Source organism: Fructilactobacillus sp. X1R3C1, from assembly GCF_059901545.1.
Map to the genome: position 1 here is coordinate 57,698 of NZ_JBWXUT010000002.1, position 19,907 is coordinate 77,604.

18 protein-coding genes are annotated in these 19,907 nt (G+C 36.7%); 15 read left to right on the forward strand and 3 right to left on the reverse strand.

Annotated features, from left to right (window positions below; all coding sequences use genetic code 11):
- Positions 1 to 38: 38 nt before the first annotated feature.
- The 3 genes from AC6UD8_RS02500 (at position 39) to holA (ending at position 3,813) form a co-directional block, all read left to right on the forward strand.
- A complete protein-coding gene (locus AC6UD8_RS02500; protein ID WP_500695550.1) occupies positions 39 to 524 on the forward strand; it encodes a ComE operon protein 2 in 486 nt (161 codons plus the stop codon).
- A gap of 218 nt (positions 525 to 742) precedes the next feature.
- Positions 743 to 2,782: a DNA internalization-related competence protein ComEC/Rec2 gene (locus AC6UD8_RS02505; protein WP_500699400.1), complete on the forward strand. Its 2,040-nt coding sequence runs from the start codon at positions 743 to 745 to the stop codon at positions 2,780 to 2,782.
- Positions 2,779 to 3,813 carry a DNA polymerase III subunit delta gene (holA, locus tag AC6UD8_RS02510; protein WP_500699402.1) on the forward strand — a complete coding sequence of 345 codons (1,035 nt, stop codon included), beginning with the start codon at positions 2,779 to 2,781 and terminating at the stop codon, positions 3,811 to 3,813. Before AC6UD8_RS02505 ends, holA begins: the two co-directional genes overlap by 4 nt.
- A 13-nt stretch (positions 3,814 to 3,826) precedes the next feature.
- Here holA and rpsT read toward each other — a convergent pair whose 3' ends face one another.
- Positions 3,827 to 4,090, reverse strand: coding sequence for a 30S ribosomal protein S20 (gene rpsT / locus AC6UD8_RS02515; RefSeq protein ID WP_500699404.1), 264 nt, complete (start codon positions 4,088 to 4,090; stop codon positions 3,827 to 3,829).
- 236 nt (positions 4,091 to 4,326) lie between these two features.
- Here rpsT and rpsO point away from each other — a divergent pair, with 236 nt between their 5' ends.
- From rpsO to yihA, 7 genes are all read left to right on the forward strand, one after another.
- A complete protein-coding gene (gene rpsO, locus AC6UD8_RS02520; protein ID WP_500693894.1) occupies positions 4,327 to 4,596 on the forward strand; it encodes a 30S ribosomal protein S15 in 270 nt (89 codons plus the stop codon).
- Between the two features lie 172 nt (positions 4,597 to 4,768).
- Positions 4,769 to 6,487: a ribonuclease J gene (locus tag AC6UD8_RS02525; RefSeq protein ID WP_500699406.1), complete on the forward strand. Its 1,719-nt coding sequence runs from the start codon at positions 4,769 to 4,771 to the stop codon at positions 6,485 to 6,487.
- Between the two features lie 52 nt (positions 6,488 to 6,539).
- Complete coding sequence (locus AC6UD8_RS02530; protein ID WP_500699408.1) at positions 6,540 to 7,448, forward strand: hypothetical protein; 909 nt, start codon at positions 6,540 to 6,542, stop codon at positions 7,446 to 7,448.
- Between the two features lie 178 nt (positions 7,449 to 7,626).
- Complete coding sequence (gene tuf / locus AC6UD8_RS02535) at positions 7,627 to 8,814, forward strand: elongation factor Tu (protein ID WP_500693891.1); 1,188 nt, start codon at positions 7,627 to 7,629, stop codon at positions 8,812 to 8,814.
- Between the two features lie 166 nt (positions 8,815 to 8,980).
- On the forward strand, positions 8,981 to 10,318 hold the full coding sequence (tig, locus tag AC6UD8_RS02540; RefSeq protein ID WP_500699410.1) for a trigger factor: 1,338 nt from the start codon (positions 8,981 to 8,983) through the stop codon (positions 10,316 to 10,318).
- A gap of 143 nt (positions 10,319 to 10,461) precedes the next feature.
- Positions 10,462 to 11,748, forward strand: a complete 1,287-nt coding sequence (gene clpX / locus AC6UD8_RS02545) for an ATP-dependent Clp protease ATP-binding subunit ClpX (protein WP_500699412.1) — start codon at positions 10,462 to 10,464, stop codon at positions 11,746 to 11,748.
- 16 nt (positions 11,749 to 11,764) lie between these two features.
- Positions 11,765 to 12,349, forward strand: a complete 585-nt coding sequence (yihA, locus tag AC6UD8_RS02550) for a ribosome biogenesis GTP-binding protein YihA/YsxC (protein ID WP_500699414.1) — start codon at positions 11,765 to 11,767, stop codon at positions 12,347 to 12,349.
- A 35-nt stretch (positions 12,350 to 12,384) separates the two neighbouring features.
- Here yihA and AC6UD8_RS02555 read toward each other — a convergent pair whose 3' ends face one another.
- On the reverse strand, positions 12,385 to 12,552 hold the full coding sequence (locus AC6UD8_RS02555; RefSeq protein WP_500699416.1) for an SPJ_0845 family protein: 168 nt from the start codon (positions 12,550 to 12,552) through the stop codon (positions 12,385 to 12,387).
- Between the two features lie 119 nt (positions 12,553 to 12,671).
- Between AC6UD8_RS02555 and uvrC the strand changes: the two genes are divergently transcribed.
- Both uvrC and obgE read left to right on the forward strand, forming a co-directional pair.
- Positions 12,672 to 14,480: an excinuclease ABC subunit UvrC gene (gene uvrC, locus AC6UD8_RS02560; protein WP_500699418.1), complete on the forward strand. Its 1,809-nt coding sequence runs from the start codon at positions 12,672 to 12,674 to the stop codon at positions 14,478 to 14,480.
- A gap of 18 nt (positions 14,481 to 14,498) precedes the next feature.
- Positions 14,499 to 15,803 carry a GTPase ObgE gene (gene obgE / locus AC6UD8_RS02565; RefSeq protein WP_500699420.1) on the forward strand — a complete coding sequence of 435 codons (1,305 nt, stop codon included), beginning with the start codon at positions 14,499 to 14,501 and terminating at the stop codon, positions 15,801 to 15,803.
- A gap of 33 nt (positions 15,804 to 15,836) precedes the next feature.
- On the opposite strand, the gene AC6UD8_RS02570 is transcribed toward obgE, so the two are convergent.
- On the reverse strand, positions 15,837 to 16,115 hold the full coding sequence (locus AC6UD8_RS02570; RefSeq protein ID WP_500699422.1) for a hypothetical protein: 279 nt from the start codon (positions 16,113 to 16,115) through the stop codon (positions 15,837 to 15,839).
- A gap of 106 nt (positions 16,116 to 16,221) precedes the next feature.
- On the opposite strand from AC6UD8_RS02570, the gene rnz reads away from it, so the two are divergent.
- Genes rnz through recJ form a run of 3 tightly spaced genes read left to right on the forward strand, consistent with a single transcriptional unit; the run spans position 16,222 to position 19,898 of the window.
- Entirely contained in the window at positions 16,222 to 17,169 is a 948-nt protein-coding gene (gene rnz, locus AC6UD8_RS02575; RefSeq protein WP_500695560.1) for a ribonuclease Z, read from the forward strand.
- On the forward strand, positions 17,166 to 17,564 hold the full coding sequence (locus tag AC6UD8_RS02580) for a LapA family protein (protein WP_500693882.1): 399 nt from the start codon (positions 17,166 to 17,168) through the stop codon (positions 17,562 to 17,564). The genes rnz and AC6UD8_RS02580 overlap by 4 nt, the downstream gene beginning before the upstream one ends.
- An 18-nt stretch (positions 17,565 to 17,582) precedes the next feature.
- Positions 17,583 to 19,898 carry a single-stranded-DNA-specific exonuclease RecJ gene (recJ, locus tag AC6UD8_RS02585; RefSeq protein WP_500699424.1) on the forward strand — a complete coding sequence of 772 codons (2,316 nt, stop codon included), beginning with the start codon at positions 17,583 to 17,585 and terminating at the stop codon, positions 19,896 to 19,898.
- Positions 19,899 to 19,907 lie beyond the last annotated feature (9 nt).

The following is a 19,907-nucleotide window of genomic DNA, read 5'->3' on the forward strand; positions in this document are numbered from 1 at the left end:
TACTAGATTTAACTATTCTAGTGAAGGTGATGACAGTTATGAAAAAGAAGAGGATTCCGTGGGACCAATATTTTATGTTGCAAGCGATGTTAGTTGCGTCCAGAAGTACATGCAATCGACGATCTGTCGGTGCGGTATTGGTGCGAAATAAGCGAGTAATTGCTTGTGGATATAACGGTTCAGTATCAGGAGATGTCCATTGTATTGACGAAGGGTGTTATTTAGTAGATGGTCATTGTCAAAGAACAATCCACGCCGAGATGAATGCCATTCTACAATGTGCTAAGTTTGGTGAGTCAACTGATAATGCTGAGTTATACGTCACTGATGTACCTTGTTTGCAGTGTACAAAGATGTTACTTCAGGCCGGGATCATTAAAATCAAGTATTTAAGAAATTATCATAACAGTGAGTATGCTAAAAAGTTATTGGACATGAAACATGTCTCTTTAGAAAAAGTTGATGTTAATCAAAATGATGTTAATAATCTACCGTTTGAATCATTCTTATCCGTCGATAAATAATTAAAAAGAATTTTTTGGTTTTTACATCCATTTTGTGGGTGCTTGGTGCATTCGCATTTTTTGGAAATCACGTAATTGGAATTGTTTTATTAATTTTATGGTTGATTCGTATCTTTCTTTTAAGAATTCCCCGTTTCTTTTCAAAAAGTGTCATCTCACTGCTAATTCCACTGATATTTTTTGGAATTTGGCAAAATCACATTAACCGACAAGTTAGGGTGATACCTAAGACAGAAACGACTTCGACTTGGATAGCTAAGGTCCATCCAGATGAATTACAGCTTCATGGAGATACGTATAGTGGAGTTGTAGAAATTCCCCGGCTAAAACAGCGGGTATTAATTTATGGGTTTGTAAAAAATAAGAGTGAAAAAGATGCTTTGCTTCATCTTAATCACACCAGCGAATTTATTATTGATGGCCAACTTAGTTTGATTGATTCACCACCCAATTTTGCTCAATTTGACTCCAAGAGTTTTAATCGCGCTAAGGGAATTGTGAGTGAAATTAAATGTGATCAAATTAAATACCGTCAGATTTGTAGCAATCAAGGTTTAGGTGATCGGGTTCACGACTTAAGGTTTCAAATGATTAAAACGTGTGATCAATTACCTAAACATCTACGGATGTACGTTTTGGGTATCATTTATGGAAGTCGGAGTAGTGATTTTAGAGAAGAACTGACCGGGGTCCAACGCTTGGGCCTCATCCACTTATTCACAATTTCGGGGATGCACGTTTATTATTTAATTGGTTTGATTACGTGGATTATGACGACTTTTCGATTGAGAAGGGAGCAGGTTAATTCATTCTTAATCATTTTTCTTCCATTTTACTTTGTAATTGCTGGTGCAGGAGCTAGTTTACTTCGGGCAATTATAATGGCCGAAGAACGCTTGGGTCTAGATAAAGTGTATCTTGACATATCTCCCTTAGATATCTGGTCCAGTGCGGTGATGATCAACTTGCTGATTAATCCATTGTTTATTTTTCAGTTTGGGTGTCAGCTTTCATATTTATTATCACTTGGGTTAATCCTGACGAAAAACTGTGGGTTTTTAAAACAAACTATCCTACTTAACTTAATTAGTTTACCGATTATTTTGTATCATATGTATGAATGGCATGCATTATCTTTGTTTGCCAATCTGTTATTTGTCCCTTTCTTTTCAACCTTTATATTTCCGATTGTGTTAATTGGATATTTGCTGTCATTTTTAAAATTTGATTTGATTGTTTCATTAATTGATACAACCTTAAAGACATTTGACCAGCTTTTAAATTTTCTTTCAAGGCTTCCAGGAAATTTGGTGATCGGGAAACTAAACGTATGGATCGTTTTATTAATGGTAATAATTTCTTTACTACTCATTGAAAAAGTAACTATGAAGCGAATGATTCTTTTAGTGTTATTTTTTAGCATTGGTTTTGTGATGATTCATTTTCCAATGAATGGAGAAGTTGATGCATTTGATGTTGATCAAGGGGATAGTTTTCTTGTTAGAGAGCCATTTAATCGTTCGATTACGTTGATTGACACTGGTGGAAAGCCTAATTTCTTTGGCAAACAGAAGCGGGCCAAAATTTATCAAGCCAATGATACTTCAATCCAATATTTAAAAAGCATTGGGATTTCAAAACTTGATAATGTTTGTTTAAGTCATCAAGATGCTGATCATGTTGGTGATTTGCCGGCCTTCTTAAGTAAAATGAAGGTTGATCGGGTTTATGTTCCGTGGGGGATGACTAATAATCAAAGCTTTTTAAGGCGAATTAGACCGTATCAAGGACAGTTTCAGTTGCTTGATGCCAAGACTGGAAATCGAATTAAAAATTCCCCATTTCAAGTTGTTCATCCGATGAAAAGTGGGTCTGGTGAAAATCAAGATTCCATGGTACTTTTTGGTAAAATTGGCGGTTTGAAGTGGATTTTTATGGGTGATTTGAACCGAGAGGAAGAACTTAAGATTATCCAAAAATATCCTGATTTGCGAGTTGATGTGATCAAGCTAGGTCATCACGGAAGTAAGACTTCATCCGATCCTAGATTTATCAGGGCAATTAATCCTAAAGTTGCTCTGATATCTGCGGGTCGTCATAATCGTTATAATCATCCAAATCAGGAAACTATTGATACAATGAACCAACAACATGTTGCAATTATCAGTACCAAAAAGAATGGTATGATTAGATATAAATTCAAAAATAATAACAAAATTGGAAAATTTGAAACAAAGTGGAAGGTGGCACGTCGTTGAGTGTCGTAGAACAAGTTAATCAGATTGATAGTGATCCTAAATCAATTTATTTAATCCTTGGAAATGATGATTATTGGATCGATATAATTCAAAAGAAACTAAAGTCTCTGATCCCAAATGATGAACGGACAATGAATTTTGCTACTTATGATATGGAAGAAACATCGCTTTCCGTTGCACTAAATGATGCGATGTCAATTCCTTTTTTTGGAAAAAAACGACTAGTCTTCATTAAGAATCCGTATTTTTTAACCGGTGAAAAAAATAAAAGCAAAACCGTTCATCATTCAGAAGAACTCATAAATTATTTGAAGAATGTTCCTGATGAAACAACTTTGGCTTTTTTTGCTCCATATCAAAAGTTAGATGCTAGAAAAAAGGTTAGTAAGGAGCTTTTAAAACGTGCGGAAGTAATCGACTTAAATCGGTTTTCTGAAAGGGAAATTAAGCAGTTAGTGCAAAGTAAGATTAAGAACAGTGGATATTCGATCGATCGAAATGCACTTGAAGAACTTCTTTCTCGAACTTCGGGTAATTTGGCTAGTGTTATGAATGAATTAGATAAACTCTTTTTATACAAAATCAATGATAAAAAAATAACGCTTGATGCGGTCGATTCGTTAGTATCAAAATCGATGGATCAAAACGTTTTTGATTTAATTAATTATTTAATGAGTGGTAAAACAACGCAAGCAATCGAGTTTTATCATGATTTAATTTCTCAGAAGCATGAGCCAATTCAAATCAATGCAATTTTAGTTAGTCAGTTCAGATTATTACTGCAAGTTAAAATTTTAGATTATTTTGGCTATAGTCAGGGGAATTTAGCAAGTTCTTTACGGGTCCATCCGTATCGAGTAAAATTAGCAATCAGGAACAATCGCAAGTATCCTAGAGAATATCTACGAGATGCATATATTAGTTTGGTAGAAATTGAAGAGCAACTGAAAAGTACGAGTATTGATCCAGAATTGTTGTTTGAAATGTTTGCCGTTAAACTAAATCAGAGTATAAAAAAAGAATCCGATTAATCGGATTCTTTTTTTAGTTATCGTTTTTAGCAAGTTTATTTGCTAAATGAGACTTCTTACGGTTAGCGTTATTAGCTTTGATAAGACCCTTAGATTTTGCATGGTCAATTGCTGCAACAGCACTGCGGTATACACTATCTAAATCATCGGCATCAGAAGCTTCAGCTTTTTCGAATTTTTTGATTGCACTTCTCATTTCGTTCTTTTGAGATGCGTTTTTCTTTCTAGCTTCTTCGTTAGTTCGCATACGTTCGATAGCAGATTTAATTACTGGCATTAAGTTCACCTCCACCTTGTGAAATAAATTCAATTATTCACATCTTTTGACGTTCCTAATTATACAAAATCCATTGATTAATTGCAATAGCACTAAAAACAAGACTAATTTTTTAATGATAACTTGAATAACGCTTTCTTTTAGGTTATATTAAATAAGTAACTTAATCTTAGTTTTGCGAGTCACTGACGTATTACTCAGATTGAGGGATTAGATTAGAAAGGTGGAATGTAATAATGGCTTTAACTAAAGAACAAAAGAACGATATTATTAAAAAGTTTGCTCAACACGATGGTGACACGGGCTCGACAGAAGTACAAATTGCTGTACTGACTGCTGATATTAATGAAATTAATGGACACATGAAGACCCACAAAAAGGATTTTCATTCACAACGTGGACTTATGAAGAAGATCGGTCACAGAAGAAATCTTCTTGCTTACTTACGTAACAATGATGTACAAAGTTATCGTAAATTAATCAAGGAATTAGGATTACGTCGTTAATCTTGATTTTAATAGGGCGGATTTTTTCCGCTCTTTTTTTATACATAAATAATTTAGTGCTTAATATAAATATGTTACACTGTTAACAGATATCATGAGCGTTTAGAGGCCAAGCTTCGCATAAAATAGTTAATTTTAATCGTAAGTAATTTTTTGAGAGGAACAAGTAATTATGAAAAAGAACATCAAAATCATTCCACTGGGTGGAGTGAGAGAAAATGGCAAGGATCTTTATGCTATTGAAATTAATGATAATAGTATTTTTATTTTGGATTGTGGACTAAAATACCCTCAAAACGAAATGTTAGGAATTGATTTTGTAATCCCAGATTTTTCGTATTTAAGGGATAACGCCGATAAAATTGTCGGGGTCTTTCTTACCCACGGTCACGCAGATGCAATTGGTGCACTTCCATATTTTTTAAGTGAATTTAACGTTCCCGTGTTTGGAACGGAGTTAACGATTGGTTTGGCAAAGTTGGCGGTTGCCGATAATAAGAAGACTAAGAAATTTAATGATTTTCACGTCATTAATAGTAAAAGCGAAATTGTATTTGAGGATGGCACGGTTAGTTTCTTTGATACCACTCATTCAATTCCTGACTCAGTTGGGATCGTGATTAGTACTGAACTCGGAAACATTGTTTATACTGGTGATTTTAAATTTGATCAGACTGCTGCTGACGGGTACAAAACGGATTATTCAGCTCTTACTGATATTGGTAAAGAACACGTGTTGGCACTTTTAAGTGACTCAAGAAATGCTGACAATCCGGAAGAGAGTACTGACGAGAAGGAGATCAGAGACTATCTCTATGAAACCTTTCACTATCAGAAAGGTCGTGTGATCGTTGCCTGTCTTGCTAATAATATTTTAAGAATTCAAGAAGTATTAAATGCTGCGTCTAAGTCAGGTAGGAGAGTTTATCTAACCAGCAAGGGTCTAGAAGAGGTTATTGATACTGCGTTGAAACTTGGCAAGTTAACGTTACCTTCTGACGATTTGTTTATTGAATCTGCAAAAGAGTTAGAGCAAATGAATCCGCATGAAGTTTTGATTCTACAAACCGGTAAGAACGGTGAACCAATGGAATCACTTCAAAGAATGGCTGATAACCGAGACAGAGACGTTGATATTCAGCCAGGTGACCTGGTCTTGATTGCTACCAGTCCATCCCGTGCAATGGACACTCCATGGGCTAAGACTCGCGATATGATCTATAAAGCTGGTGGAGAGGTCACGAGCATTGCTGATGAAAAGAATATTTCAGGGGATGCCAGCAAGCATGATCTTCAACTGCTCCTTAATTTAATTCATCCTGATTACTTAATTCCAATCCAAGGTGAATATCGATTAATGGAAGCACAAAAAGAGCTAGCTGAGGAAGTTGGGATGAAACCATCACACGTTATTTTACCCGCTAAAGGTGATGTAATTGAGTTTGATGGTGAAAACATGTTTTTGTCAGAAGCTGTCCCAGCTTCTGACACCATGATTGATGGGATTGGTGTCGGAGACATTGGAAACATTGTATTACGAGATCGAAAAGTGTTATCGGAAGATGGTGTCTTCGTGGCAGTTGTTACTATCGACCGCAAGAAGAAGAAAATTATTTCAGAGCCCAAAATCATGGCTCGGGGATTTGTTTACGTTAATTCTGATAAATCCTTGCTTAAAGAAGCAGCTGGTATTGTATCTGAAGCAGTCCAGAATAACCTTAATAACAAGGAGTTTGACTGGGGTCATTTAAAACAGGATGTTAGAGAAGATCTTGGACAATTTCTATACAAAAAGACTGGGAGAAGACCAGTGATTCTTCCAGTTATTATGGAAGTCAATCAACACCATAGAAGAAAAAAAGCTAACAATAAAAACGATCAAGAAGACTAAAGAAGTTGAGCCCCGGCTCAATTTTTTTGTTTTCTTATGTGAGGATAATAGATTGAATGATCATCAAAAGGCAAGATTAAAAAAAGCACAAACAGACTTTAGGAAAAAACATTATCAGAAAAGTTCACAGGAATTGTTGGCTTTGTATGATGAAGTTGACGATTACAATGTGATTGATTTGTTGGGACACTCGCTCTTTAATGAAAAAAAGTACGTTGAATCATATCGATTATTAGAAGATAACTTTAATTATTTTGTTGAAAATGACGTTAAATTATTAATAAATATTTACTTAAAAAACCGGAAGTTTATCCCATTACGAATAATTGTTGATTCAATTGATGTATTAGATAAGGATGATGTCAAAGGCAAAATCGAATCTTTAGAGAGAATCAATGACTCTGAGCAAGCTGAATCTAACCGGGCTAACTTGAAGCATTTTATGCACATGGGTGGACAAACGGGAATCAAGCAGCGCGACATAATGGAAAAGGCTGAAGAACTCCCGTATAAGCAATATTTGAAGGGTGCACAGTTTAACCTAGTAGATCCAGATGTCAATCCGGTATGGAGAAATCAGTTACTTAATAATTTAGCTAAGTTAAAGTATGATAAACCAGTTAAATATATTTGGATGGATGGAAAAACGTATACTTTAACACCATCACAGCTTGTTGATGAATTGGATTCTAGTGCGTATCAAGCAATGCAAAAGGAAATTAGGGAACGCTATGGACAAAATGATCCAATTCGTTATCAGCAAATTTCTAACGCGGCCGAATATGATGCTCAGATTTTGTATCCGTTTATTGATGATGTGATTAAGGAACCTGATGAATGGGTAACCGCTATTCATCGGCATATCATTAATCCGAATATGGTAGTGGATGATGAAAAAATGAAATCAATTGATCATTGGTTAGTGAAAATTGATAAAATCATGAATTTATTACTAAAGTAATTTAAGAAATTGTCTATATCTGGTTTACAAATAATTTGTCAGTGGATATAATATGAAAGTGAATTCCCAAAAAGGTGACAATTTTGCCTTTTAGGGGAAATGTAGTATAATTAATAATAAAGAGACATTGGCGTTTTGCTGATGTTTATCTTACGAAAATGACAGGAGGGTTTCATAAATGGCAAAAGAACATTATGAAAGAACAAAGCCCCACGTTAATATTGGTACTATCGGCCATATTGACCACGGGAAGACTACTTTAACTGCAGCAATCACTAAAGTATTATCAGAAAAAGGCTTGGCTAAGGCTGAAGACTTTGCTGATATCGATGCTGCACCAGAAGAAAAGGAACGTGGTATTACTATTAATACTGCCCACGTTGAATACGAAACTGAAAAGCGTCATTATGCACATATTGACGCCCCAGGACATGCTGACTACGTTAAGAACATGATCACTGGTGCTGCCCAAATGGATGGTGCCATTCTTGTTGTTGCCGCAACTGATGGTCCTATGCCACAAACTCGTGAACACATTTTGCTTGCTAGACAAGTTGGTGTTGACCACATTGTTGTCTTTTTGAACAAGACTGACATGGTTGATGACGACGAATTGATCGACTTAGTTGAAATGGAAATTCGTGAGTTGCTTTCAGAATATGGTTACAATGGTGACGATGTTCCGGTTGTTCGTGGTTCAGCTTTGAAAGCACTTCAAGGTGACAAAGAACAAGAAGAAAACATCATGAAATTAATGGATGTTGTTGATGAATACATCCCAACTCCAGAACGTGATGACGACAAGCCATTCTTAATGCCTGTTGAAGATGTGTTTACCATCACTGGTCGTGGAACTGTTGCTTCTGGTCGTATTGACCGTGGTAGCATCAAAGTCGGCGACGAAGTTGAAATTGTTGGTTTAGTCCCTGACACATTGAAGACCACTGTTACTGGTCTTGAAATGTTCAGAAAGACTCTTGACAAAGGTGAAGCCGGTGACAACATCGGTGCATTACTTCGTGGTATTGATCGTGACCAAGTTGTTCGTGGACAAGTTCTTGCAGCGCCTGGTTCAATTCAAACCCACAAGAAGTTCACTGGTCAAGTTTATATCTTAACCAAAGAAGAAGGTGGACGTCATACTCCATTCTTCTCAAACTATCGTCCTCAATTCTACTTCCACACCACTGATGTTACTGGTGTTATCGAATTAGACAAGGGAACTGAAATGGTAATGCCTGGAGACAATGTTACTTTCCACGTTGACTTAACTAAGCCAGTTGCCATTGAAAAGGGTACTAAGTTCACTATTCGTGAAGGTGGACATACCGTTGGTGCCGGTGTTGTTACCGAAATCGATGATTAATTAGTATTTTTATTTAGAGATTGAAGACAATGTCTTCAATCTCTTTTTTATTGCTATGGCCGTTTTAGCGTCGCTGTTTACTTTTGAGGACGCTTAAGTTAGAATATTATTTGAATACTATTACTTGGAAAAGTGTGTAAATATTTTTCATGTTGGAGGAAATGTTATGGCAGATTGGAAGAAAAAAGGTACCAATGATGGGGAATTAACCTTTGAAATTGGTCTTGATAAGATTAAAGAAGGATTAGATCAAGCTTTCAAAAAGAATAAGAAAAATATTAAAGTTCCTGGATTCCGTAAGGGTAAAGTTTCAAGACAAGTATTTAACCAAATGTATGGTGAAGAAGCTTTATACCAAGATGCTTTGAATTTGTTATTACCAGATGCTTACAGTGAAGCAATTAAAGACGCTGGCATTGAACCCGTTGGTCAACCTGACGTTAGTGTTGATTCAATTGAAAAAGGGAAGCCTTGGGTCTTAAAGGCTACTGTTAGCGTTAAACCTGACGTTAAACTTGGTCAATACAAAGGACTAAGCGTTCCAAAGGAAAGCACTCGAGTTTACAAGAAAGACGTTGATGCTAAGATTGATAAAATGCGTCAATCTCAAGCTGAACTTGTTCTAGTTGATCGTCCTGCCAAAAAAGGTGACACTGTTACCATTGATTTTGAGGGATTTGTTGATGGCAAGCCTTTTGAAGGTGGAAAAGCAAATAACTATTCTCTTGAACTTGGTTCAGGATCATTCATTCCAGGATTTGAAGATCAATTGATTGGAAAAAAGGCTGGCGATGATGTCGAAGTAAAAGTTACCTTCCCTAAGGATTATCAAGAAAAGTCACTAGCTGGCAAAGAAGCTACCTTTAAGGTTAAACTCCATGAAGTTAAAGAGAAACAACTTCCTAAGCTTGATGATGACTTTGCTAAAGATGTTGATGAAGATGTTGATACTCTTTCTGAATTGGAAGACAAAGTTAAAAAAGAACTTAAGGAACAAAAAGAATCAGCCGCTCACGATGCCAAGGAAAATACGGCTATTAGTGAAGCAGTAGATAATGCTACTGTTAAAGATATTCCAGAAGTTATGATTAATGATGACGTTCAACGTCAAATGGACCAGTACTTAGCTGGAATGCAGCAGCAGGGTATTAACGCTGAAATGTACTACAAACTCACTGGTACTAAGCCAGAGGACTTAAAGAAGCAATTTGCTGATGGTGCAGATCGTCGAGTTAAAACTAATTTGGTCTTAGAAGCAATTGTTAAAGCTGAAAAGATTGATCCTAGTGAAGAAGACATTCAAAAAGAAGTTAGCAACCTCGCTAAACAATACGGAATGGAAGAAACTGCCGTTCGTAATGCATTATCTGATGACATGTTAAAACATGATATTGGTATTCAAAAAGCCGTTGACATTGTGGTTGACAGTGCTAAAGAAGAACCAAAATCAACTACCAAGAAGGCTTCTGAAAAGAAGGATTCCAGTAAAGAAAATAAGAAATAATTTATACAAGATGGGATCCGCTTGTTAGAGCGGGTCTTTTTTTGTAGAGCAAATTATTTTAAAAGGTTCTATTAGTATGGTATAGTTTCAAATTGCAGGCAACGAGACGAATTAACAACGAATTAACAAAAAGGAGAGATACCATGTATGATGATTCAAATCAAAATGAGACCATTACTTGCTCCTTTTGTGGAAAGTCACAGGACCAAGTAAAAAAAATTGTTGCTGGACCCGGTGTATATATTTGTAATGAATGTATCGATTTGTGTGAACAAATCATGAGTGATGAATTAAACAAGACCAATGTTGAAGACATCAATGTGCTTACCCCAAGTGAAATTGTTAAAAAACTTGATGAGTATGTGATTGGTCAAGATGAAGCCAAAAAAACGCTAGCGGTGGCTGTCTTTAATCATTATATGAGAATTAAGGCTTTGAATGATTCTGAAGATGATGATGAAAGTGAAGATGGTAACCAAGAACGACATGCTTATGATGATGCTCAGATTCAGAAAAGTAATATTGCGATGATTGGACCAACTGGATCGGGGAAGACTTATCTGGCTCAAACACTTGCTAAAATTTTAAACGTTCCCTTTGCAATTGCTGACGCTACGACGTTGACTGAAGCTGGATATGTTGGAGAAGATGTTGAAAATATTCTTTTGAAACTCTTACAGAACGCTGACTATGACGTTGATCGGGCTGAAAAGGGAATCATTTATATTGACGAGATTGATAAAATTGCTAAAAAAGCCGAAAATGTTTCAATCACAAGAGATGTATCTGGTGAAGGTGTCCAGCAAGCTCTGTTAAAGATTTTAGAGGGAACTACCGCTAATGTTCCACCAAAGGGTGGTAGAAAGAACCCGAGCCAAGAGTTTATTAAGATTAATACGAAGAATATTCTGTTTATTGTTGGTGGGGCTTTTGATGGAATTCAAGATATTGTTAGACGACGCTTAGGTGATAAAACAATTGGTTTTGGGGTTGATAATCATGAGACCCAAGACGTTGCTGATGAAGATATTATGCAAAAAGTAATTCCTGAGGACCTGATGAATTTTGGATTAATTCCAGAGTTTATCGGTCGTCTTCCAATTTTGACCGCTTTGAATAAGTTAAGCGAAAATGATCTGGTCAAAATTCTGACTCAACCTAAAAATGCGTTAGTAAAACAATACCAAAAGCTTTTATCACTCGAGGGTGTCCAACTTAAATTTGAAGACGCTGCACTTAAGGCCATGGCAAAAAAAGCCATTGCTAGAAATACGGGTGCTCGTGGTCTTCGTTCTATGATTGAAAGTGTGATGAGAGATATCATGTATTCACTTCCAAGTCGTGATGACGTTAAAGAAGTGATTGTTACCCCAGATTCAGTAAATAGTGGTAAAGAACCAAAGATGGTCTTAAAAAGCGAAACAAAGTAATTAAACGGAGATAATAATGGACGTAAATGATGTTGAACTTGTAATGAGTGCAGTTGATCCCAAACAGTATCCCACTACTGGATATCCAGAAATTGGCTTTTTGGGTCGATCTAACGTCGGCAAGTCTTCACTAACGAATGTGTTGATTAACCGAAAGGATTACGCTCATACGTCTGGTCAACCTGGAAAAACTCAAACTTTGAATTTTTATTGCGTTAACGATGAACTCTACTTTGTTGACGTTCCAGGATATGGGTACGCGAAGGTTTCTAAAACGGAACGGGAAAAATGGGCTCAAATGATTGAGACTTATCTAACGCAACGTGAACAGCTCCGGGGAGTGATCAATTTAATTGATGGTAGACACGCCCCGAGTGAGTACGATATTCAGATGCGTGATTGGTTAGAGTATTATGGAATTCCCGTGCTTTATGTAGCGACTAAGGTTGATAAAATTCCTAAAAGTAAAATCAAGAAACAAGAACAGACGTTGCGAAAAGGGCTGGAGCTTGAAGCAGATGAACCGTTGATAATGTTCTCTGCTAAAACCAAGGTCGGAGCAGATCAAATTTGGAACTGGATTGAGCAACAAATTAAGTAATAAAAAATCAGCTGTGAGAACAGCTGATTTTGTGTTTATTTGGTTTTGTCTTGATCTAATATTCTATTCTTTTTTGATTCGCGCTGGTCTTCTTTGTTTTTATGATTCAAAAACTTGGTACGGTTAGGATCTTTCGGATTCTCTTTAGCGAATTTACTGAACATGGCATCAAGATCTTCATTTCTTCTAATTTTTAGTCCCATATCGATCGCTCCTTTAAACTCATCATAGCAAAAAAATCATTTCATGTCAGTTTGTTATACAAACTGTAACTAATTCATTATAATTGTAACAGTAGTATTTATCGGAAAGGAGGGAGTTTATGGCATCTGATTTAATTGAACGAAAGTTAACGTTACTTCCGGATCAACCCGGTTGTTACATTATGAAAGATAAAGATGGCAAAATTATTTATATTGGTAAGGCAAAAAACCTAAAGAATCGAGTTCGCTCTTATTTCAAGAGTACTCAGTATGGGAGACGAGCCAAATTAGTGCGAAACATTGCTGATTTTGAGACAATCATTACTTCAAATGACAAAGAAGCATTTTTACTTGAAATCACTTTGATTCAGAAGCATCGGCCTTATTATAACGTTCGTTTAAAGCAAGGACACAGTGGGTATCCTTACATTAAAATTACTAATGAACGTGATCCCCGAATGTTGATTACTAATACCGTTAAAAATGATGGTGGATATTATTTTGGACCATATCCAAACGTCTATGCTGCAGATGAAACCTTGAATTTCTTACAAAAGATGTATCCACTCAGACGTTGTAATGGGTATCAAAAACGAGCTTGTTTGTACTACCACATGGGACAGTGCTTGGGAGCTTGCTTTAAGAAAGTACCTAAGTCAGAGTACGATGCTCAAATCAAGAAAATCAAGTCATTTTTAAACGGTAGTGTGGGACCTGCTAGACAACTACTGACTAAACGAATGAATACGGCATCAAATAACATGGAGTATGAGCGGGCAGCTGAATTGCGCGATCAACTGCATTACATTGATGCGACCGTTGAGAAACAAAAAATCATTTCACATGATAATACCCCACGAGATGTGTTTAATTTTTATGCTGATAAGGGATGGCTTTCTGTACAAGTTTTCTTTATTCGGCAGGCACGTTTAATGAAACGTGAGAAAAAATTGTTTCCGATTATCAGTACCGCCAATGAAGAGATGACTAGCTATATCGTTCAATTTTATAACGATTCTGATCGGATTCCACCCAAAGAAATTTTGGTACCTAACTCAATCGACCATGATGTTCTTTCGAAGATGATCGGAGTGCCAGTTAGAACCCCTCAACGTGGCCAAAAGAAAGCCCTTTTGGACATGGCAGAGCATAATGCGCGATTGGTTTTAAACGAACAGTTTAAGTTAATGGAAATGGATCGCAAAAAGACTACCGGAGCAATGGATGAGTTGGGTGATGCTTTAGGAATTGGTCATCTCGGACGAATCGAAGCTTTTGATCATTCTCATATTTCAGGTGCTGATTTGGTTTCTGCTATGGTAGTATTTGAAGATGGGAAACCGAATAAAAAGAAGTACCGAAAATATAAGTTAAGAACCGTTGATCATGCCGATGAAGCAGCCAGCACGCGCGAAGTGATTAGAAGGCGCTACACACGTTTATTAAAGGAGCACGCTGAAATGCCAGATTTAATCCTAATGGACGGAGGCGAGATTCAGATGAATGCCGTTACCGATGTTTTGGAAAATGAACTTAATCTGCACATTCCAGTAGCTGGAATGGTGAAAAATGAGAAACATAAGACGGCTGATTTGCTTTACGGAAGTAATGATCATCACGTTAATTTAAATCCGAAAAGCCAGGCCTTTTATCTAGTTCAAAGGGTTCAAGACGAAGTGCATCGCTTTGCAATTAACTATCATCATCAACTCCATAATAAGAATTCGATGACTTCTAGATTAGATAGTATTAGAGGAGTGGGACCCAAAACTAGAAATAAACTTTTGCGAAAATTTGGTTCCACCAAAAACATTGCAGATGCTAGTGTCGAAGACATTCAAGCAGTCGGTATTTCAAAGAAAGTTGCTCAGACGGTAAAATTGACCTTTGAGAACGTTGCACCAGTGGCCAAGATGATGAAAAACTAATATGAAAATGGAGAAATTATGTTTGTAGATCAAGTAAAATTTAAAGTTAAGGCTGGTAAAGGTGGAGACGGAATGGTCGGATTTCGTCGGGAAAAATATGTACCAAATGGTGGACCTTCTGGTGGTGATGGTGGCCATGGTGGTAACGTTGTTTTCAAAGTTGATACTGGAATGTCAACTTTAATGGATTTTAAGTATAAAAAACAATTTAAAGCCAAAAACGGTGGGAATGGTGCTAACAAAAAGATGACGGGTGCAAGTGCACCGGATTTGGTAGTACATGTCCCCGATGGCACCACGATTTATAACTCAGAGACCGGCGAGCCAATTGCGGATTTGACTAAAGCAAACGATGAAGTTGTAGTTGTAAAGGGTGGTCGTGGAGGAAGAGGAAACGTTCACTTTGCCACCCCTAAAAATTCTGCGCCAGAAATTGCTGAAAATGGGGAACCAGGTCAAGAAATGGAGATCGAACTTCAGTTAAGGTTATTAGCTGATGTTGGTTTAGTCGGTTTTCCATCGGCTGGTAAATCCACGTTATTAAGTGCAATTACTTCATCAAAACCAAAAGTAGCTCAATACCACTTTACGACCATTGTTCCTAATCTGGGGATTGTACGAAATCATGATGGAAGTGACTTTGTGATTGCTGATTTGCCTGGACTGATTGAGGGAGCTTCCAAGGGTGTGGGATTAGGTTTTGAATTTTTAAGACACATTCAAAGAACTCGAGTTATCCTTCATGTTGTTGATATGAGTGGAGTTGAGGGACGTGATCCGTATGATGACTATGAAAAAATCAATCATGAACTGGCTAATTTTGATAAAAGTCTTTTGAAACGTCCCCAAATCATCATTGCTTCTAAAATGGATATGCCGGATTCGGCTGAAAATCTTAAGTTGTTTAAACGTGAATTAGCTGAACATAATGACCACGTTAATGGCAAAATTATTCCCATTTCTTCCATTACTCATTCAGGGCTTAATGATCTCATTCGAGAAACGAGTAGTGAACTTGATAAGGCACCAAAGTTTCCAATTGTGGGTGCTAACGAGCTTAATGATTCTAAGGAAGTCATTTACCGTCCCGATGAGGATGAAAAGCCGTTTACTTTGACAAAAGATGAAGATGGAACTTGGGTTCTGTCTGGACATCAGATTGAACGAGTAATTCAAATGGCCAATACTGAACATGAACAAGGTGTGTTAAGATTAGCTCGAAAATTACGTGGAATGGGTGTTGATCAAGCACTACGGGATGCCGGCGCTAAGAATGGCGATCTGGTATCAATTTCGGACTTTACCTTTTCATATGTTGAATAATATAAAAGACGATACTTGTGGTATCGTCTTTTATTATCCAAAAATAAGCTCATCATTTTTTAAACGATAACCGAATAGTTTTGGAGTTTCAATTGTTTTACAAAAAAGTGATAGATGATCATCAAGTTCTCTTGTCCGGGTATTAAATTGATTCAAGGTTAGTGACCGTTTGTTTTTGCTTGGTACTAATAAAATTTTATTTTGCGAACATTCAATGTCAAAAACTGGTAAAATAACCTTATTAATTTCAACGTATATTTTATATGAATTATTTAAATCTTCGGATGAGACGTAAAATTCGTTTAATCTCAAAGTTATCACCTAGATTCAGCTTATTATTGCTAATGTGGTATGCTACAATTGTATAGTAATTCTTCACGAGTGTAAAAATTTGAGTGTCAAAAAGGAACGATAGGATATGCAATTAGAGTTTTTTGGAACTGGTGCGGGAGTTCCTGGTAAGTTTCGAAACGTTTCTAGTGTCGCTTTAAGATTGTTGGATGAGATTAATTCCGTGTGGTTGTTTGATGCGGGGGAAGGTACTCAACAACAAATCTTGCGATCAACGTTAAAACCGCGAAAAATTAATAAGATTTTTATTACCCACCTTCATGGTGATCATATCTATGGTCTTCCGGGATTATTATCAAGTCGTTCGTTTCAAGGCGGAGATGATCCGGTTACCATTTATGGCCCCTTTGGAATCAAAAATTACGTTCAGACTAGTTTGCAAGTGACGCAGACTAAGTTAGGGTATAAAATAAAATACGTAGAGCTGGACCAGCCTGGTAAGATTTTTGACGGTAAAAAGTTTACAGTTTATGCGGAAAAGCTTGATCATCAAGTTCAAAGTTGGGGTTTTCGAATTGTTGAACATGATCATCCGGGTGAACTGCTTGTTGATAAATTGCAGGAGGATAATATTCCGTCTGGTCCACTGTACGGAAAGCTTAAGGAAGGTAAGACGGTTAAACTTAGTGACGGGAGAGTCATTAATGGCAAGGACTACATTGGTAATTCCCAAAAGGGGAGAATTGTTACCATTTTAGGGGATACGAGAAAAGTTGATACCATCAATAAGTTAGCGCAAAATGCTGACATTTTAGTTCATGAAAGTACTTTTGGAAAGGGCGAAGCAAAATTAGCTCACAATTACTATCATTCTACGAACATCCAGGCTGCTAATACCGCCAGGGATGCCAACGTAAAACGATTATTATTAACGCACATTTCTGCAAGGTATACTGCTAAAATGGCTCATGAGTTACAGAGGCAGGCTCAACAAGTTTTTCCAAATACCAAGGTAGTTAAAGATTTTGATTTTATTGATATTCCCTTTAATAAGGGAGAGGAGAATGCCCAATGAAAAAGCAAGTTTCAATGATTTTAAGCATGGTCTTGATTGTGATTGTCGCTATTTTTGTTTTGTTAAATATGGGAAGTGCGGAGATTAATTTTGGTTTTACGACGGTTAAAATGCCGTTAATCTTAGTCTTATTATTGACATTACTAATTGGGGCTTTAATCATGTTCTTATTATCAATGATCAGTTCATTTAAAAATGGTTCCAAGCGGAAAAAAGAAAATCGTGATTCACAGAAAACCATTGATGGATTAAAGGGGCAAATTAATGATTTAAATAAACAAATTGATTCTCTAAAGATGCAGTTAAAGAATTCAATTAGTAAACAAAAGGTTAATCAAGATAATCGAAACGTTGAAGATGTAATTAATAAACAGCAAAAGGACAACGAAAAATAGTGAAAAGAGGATCCATATTTGCTTTCTTCAAAGTATAATTGGGAGCTAAAACAAAATAATCTTAACCAAGATGCTGTTAATCAACTAGCTAATGATTTGGGACTTGAACCGTTAGTTGTTAGCTTACTGTTTGAACGTGGTTATGATAATGTCGATAAGATTCAACATTACTTAAACCCGGATACTAGTGACTTAAACGATCCCTTTTTAATGCATGATATGCAAAAAGCAGTTGAACGGATTGAATTGGCAGTTGAAAACGGTGAACAAATTACCGTTTATGGGGATTATGATGCTGACGGACTTACTAGTACCGCCATTTTATATGAAACGCTAGTCGAGATGGGAGCGGAAGTTCGTTATTATATTCCTAATCGGTTTAAAGATGGATACGGTCCAAATGTGAAGGCCTTTCAAAAAATTATTGATAGTGGAACTTCGTTAATTGTTACTGTTGATAATGGAGTTGCCGGCTTTGATGCAATTGAGGAAGCTAATAAATTGAGTTGTGATGTGATTATTACCGATCATCACGAATTACCAGAAAAGTTGCCAAACGCCTATGCAATCGTTCACGCTCAGTTGGCCGATCCTAAATATCCGTTTCAGTATCTTTCTGGAGCTGGAGTATCTTTTAAGTTGGCGACGGCATTAATGGATGAAATTCCTCAAGATAAACTAGATTTAGCCGCAATCGGGACGGTTGCTGACTTAGTATCGTTAACCGGAGAGAATCGGGCACTCGTTCAGTTTGGATTAAATGTCATTCATTTGACGGTGCGACCTGGATTAAAAGCCCTTATTAAACGATCTGGAATTGATTTGGAAAAAGTTGATGAACAGGACATTGGGTTTAACATTGCTCCTAGATTGAATGCACTTGGACGGATGGGTGACGCCAATATGGGAGTTGATTTGCTTACTACGGTTGACGACGATCAAGCTAATGAACTAGCTAAGAAGACTGAGCAAAAAAATGATCAAAGGAAGTTACTGGTTAGTTCAATTACGGACGAGGCAATCGCTCAAGCTGATTCACCTGAGAATAAGAAGAGAGAAACCCTTTTAATTGTGGGAAAGGATTGGCATACTGGAGTTTTAGGTATTGCAGCTAGTCGAGTTAAAGATAAATTTCATAAGCCGACGGTTGTTGTCAGTGTTGATGACCAAAATAAGATCGCCAAGGGATCCGGAAGAAGTGTCAAAGGATTTGATCTTTTTAAAGCCTTAGATAGTGAACGTGATCTGATGGATGCATTTGGTGGACATGCGATGGCAGTTGGATTAACGGTTCCAGCTGATAATTTAAAAACACTAGCTGAGCGGTTTGAACGGTCAGCAGCAAAACAGCAGGTTGATTTATCACAAAAGCCAACTTTAAAAATTGATTTTAAAGTTACTCCAGATGAAATTGATCAAAAGTTATTTCAACAAATTCAAACTTTGAGTCCATTTGGGACTGATAATGAATGCCCCCGATTTGACGTTGATCCGATTGCTTTAACTAATGTTCAGGCAATTGGGAAAGCCCATGATCACCTTAAATTTCAAGCTGTTGGCAATCATTCACGGATTTCTGCAATTGACTTTGGGATGGGTGATGTTGCTACTGAAGTTTCTAAATTGTCAGCTAATATTAACGTAGCAGCGACCTTGAATGAAAATGAGTGGAAGGGTCGTACTAATCTTCAGTTGATGGTTGATGATCTTAAAGTTGACGGAACCGTTGTTATTGACAAACGGACCACTACCTTAACTAAGTCAATGTTTGTAAATGCGGGAACGTATATTTTCTTTCATCGTAACTTGTATCAACAATTAAAATCATATGTTGGTAAGAATTCTAAAGCTATGCTTGCTTCGGATGTTAAAAAAGATATTACGAATGGGGTAGTTTATCTTGTTGATTGTCCTGAAACACTTGGTGAATTAAAAGGCGCTGTTAATCATTTCCAAAATCCTGAAATTATATTGTATTTATATAAAAAGAATCATATTTTAAATTTAGGGATGCCAGAACGTTCACAGTATGCTAAACTATTTAAGTTCGTTGAAACTAATAAAAATGTGCAAATTTCAAAGAATGTTGGTGAGGTTGCAAACCATTTGCAGGTTCCAACCAATATTCTGGTTTTCATGTTGCAGGTATTTAATGAACTGGGATTTATCACCATTCGGGATGGAATTTTGAATGGTATCAGTAATCCAAACAAGCAAAGCTTGTCAACTTCTCCCACGTACCAATTGCGAGAAGAGCAATTAAAAGTAGAAGATGCTCTTTTTAACGTTTCCCCAAGTGATTTGGTGAAAATAATTAATAAGATTGGGAACTGATAATAAGAA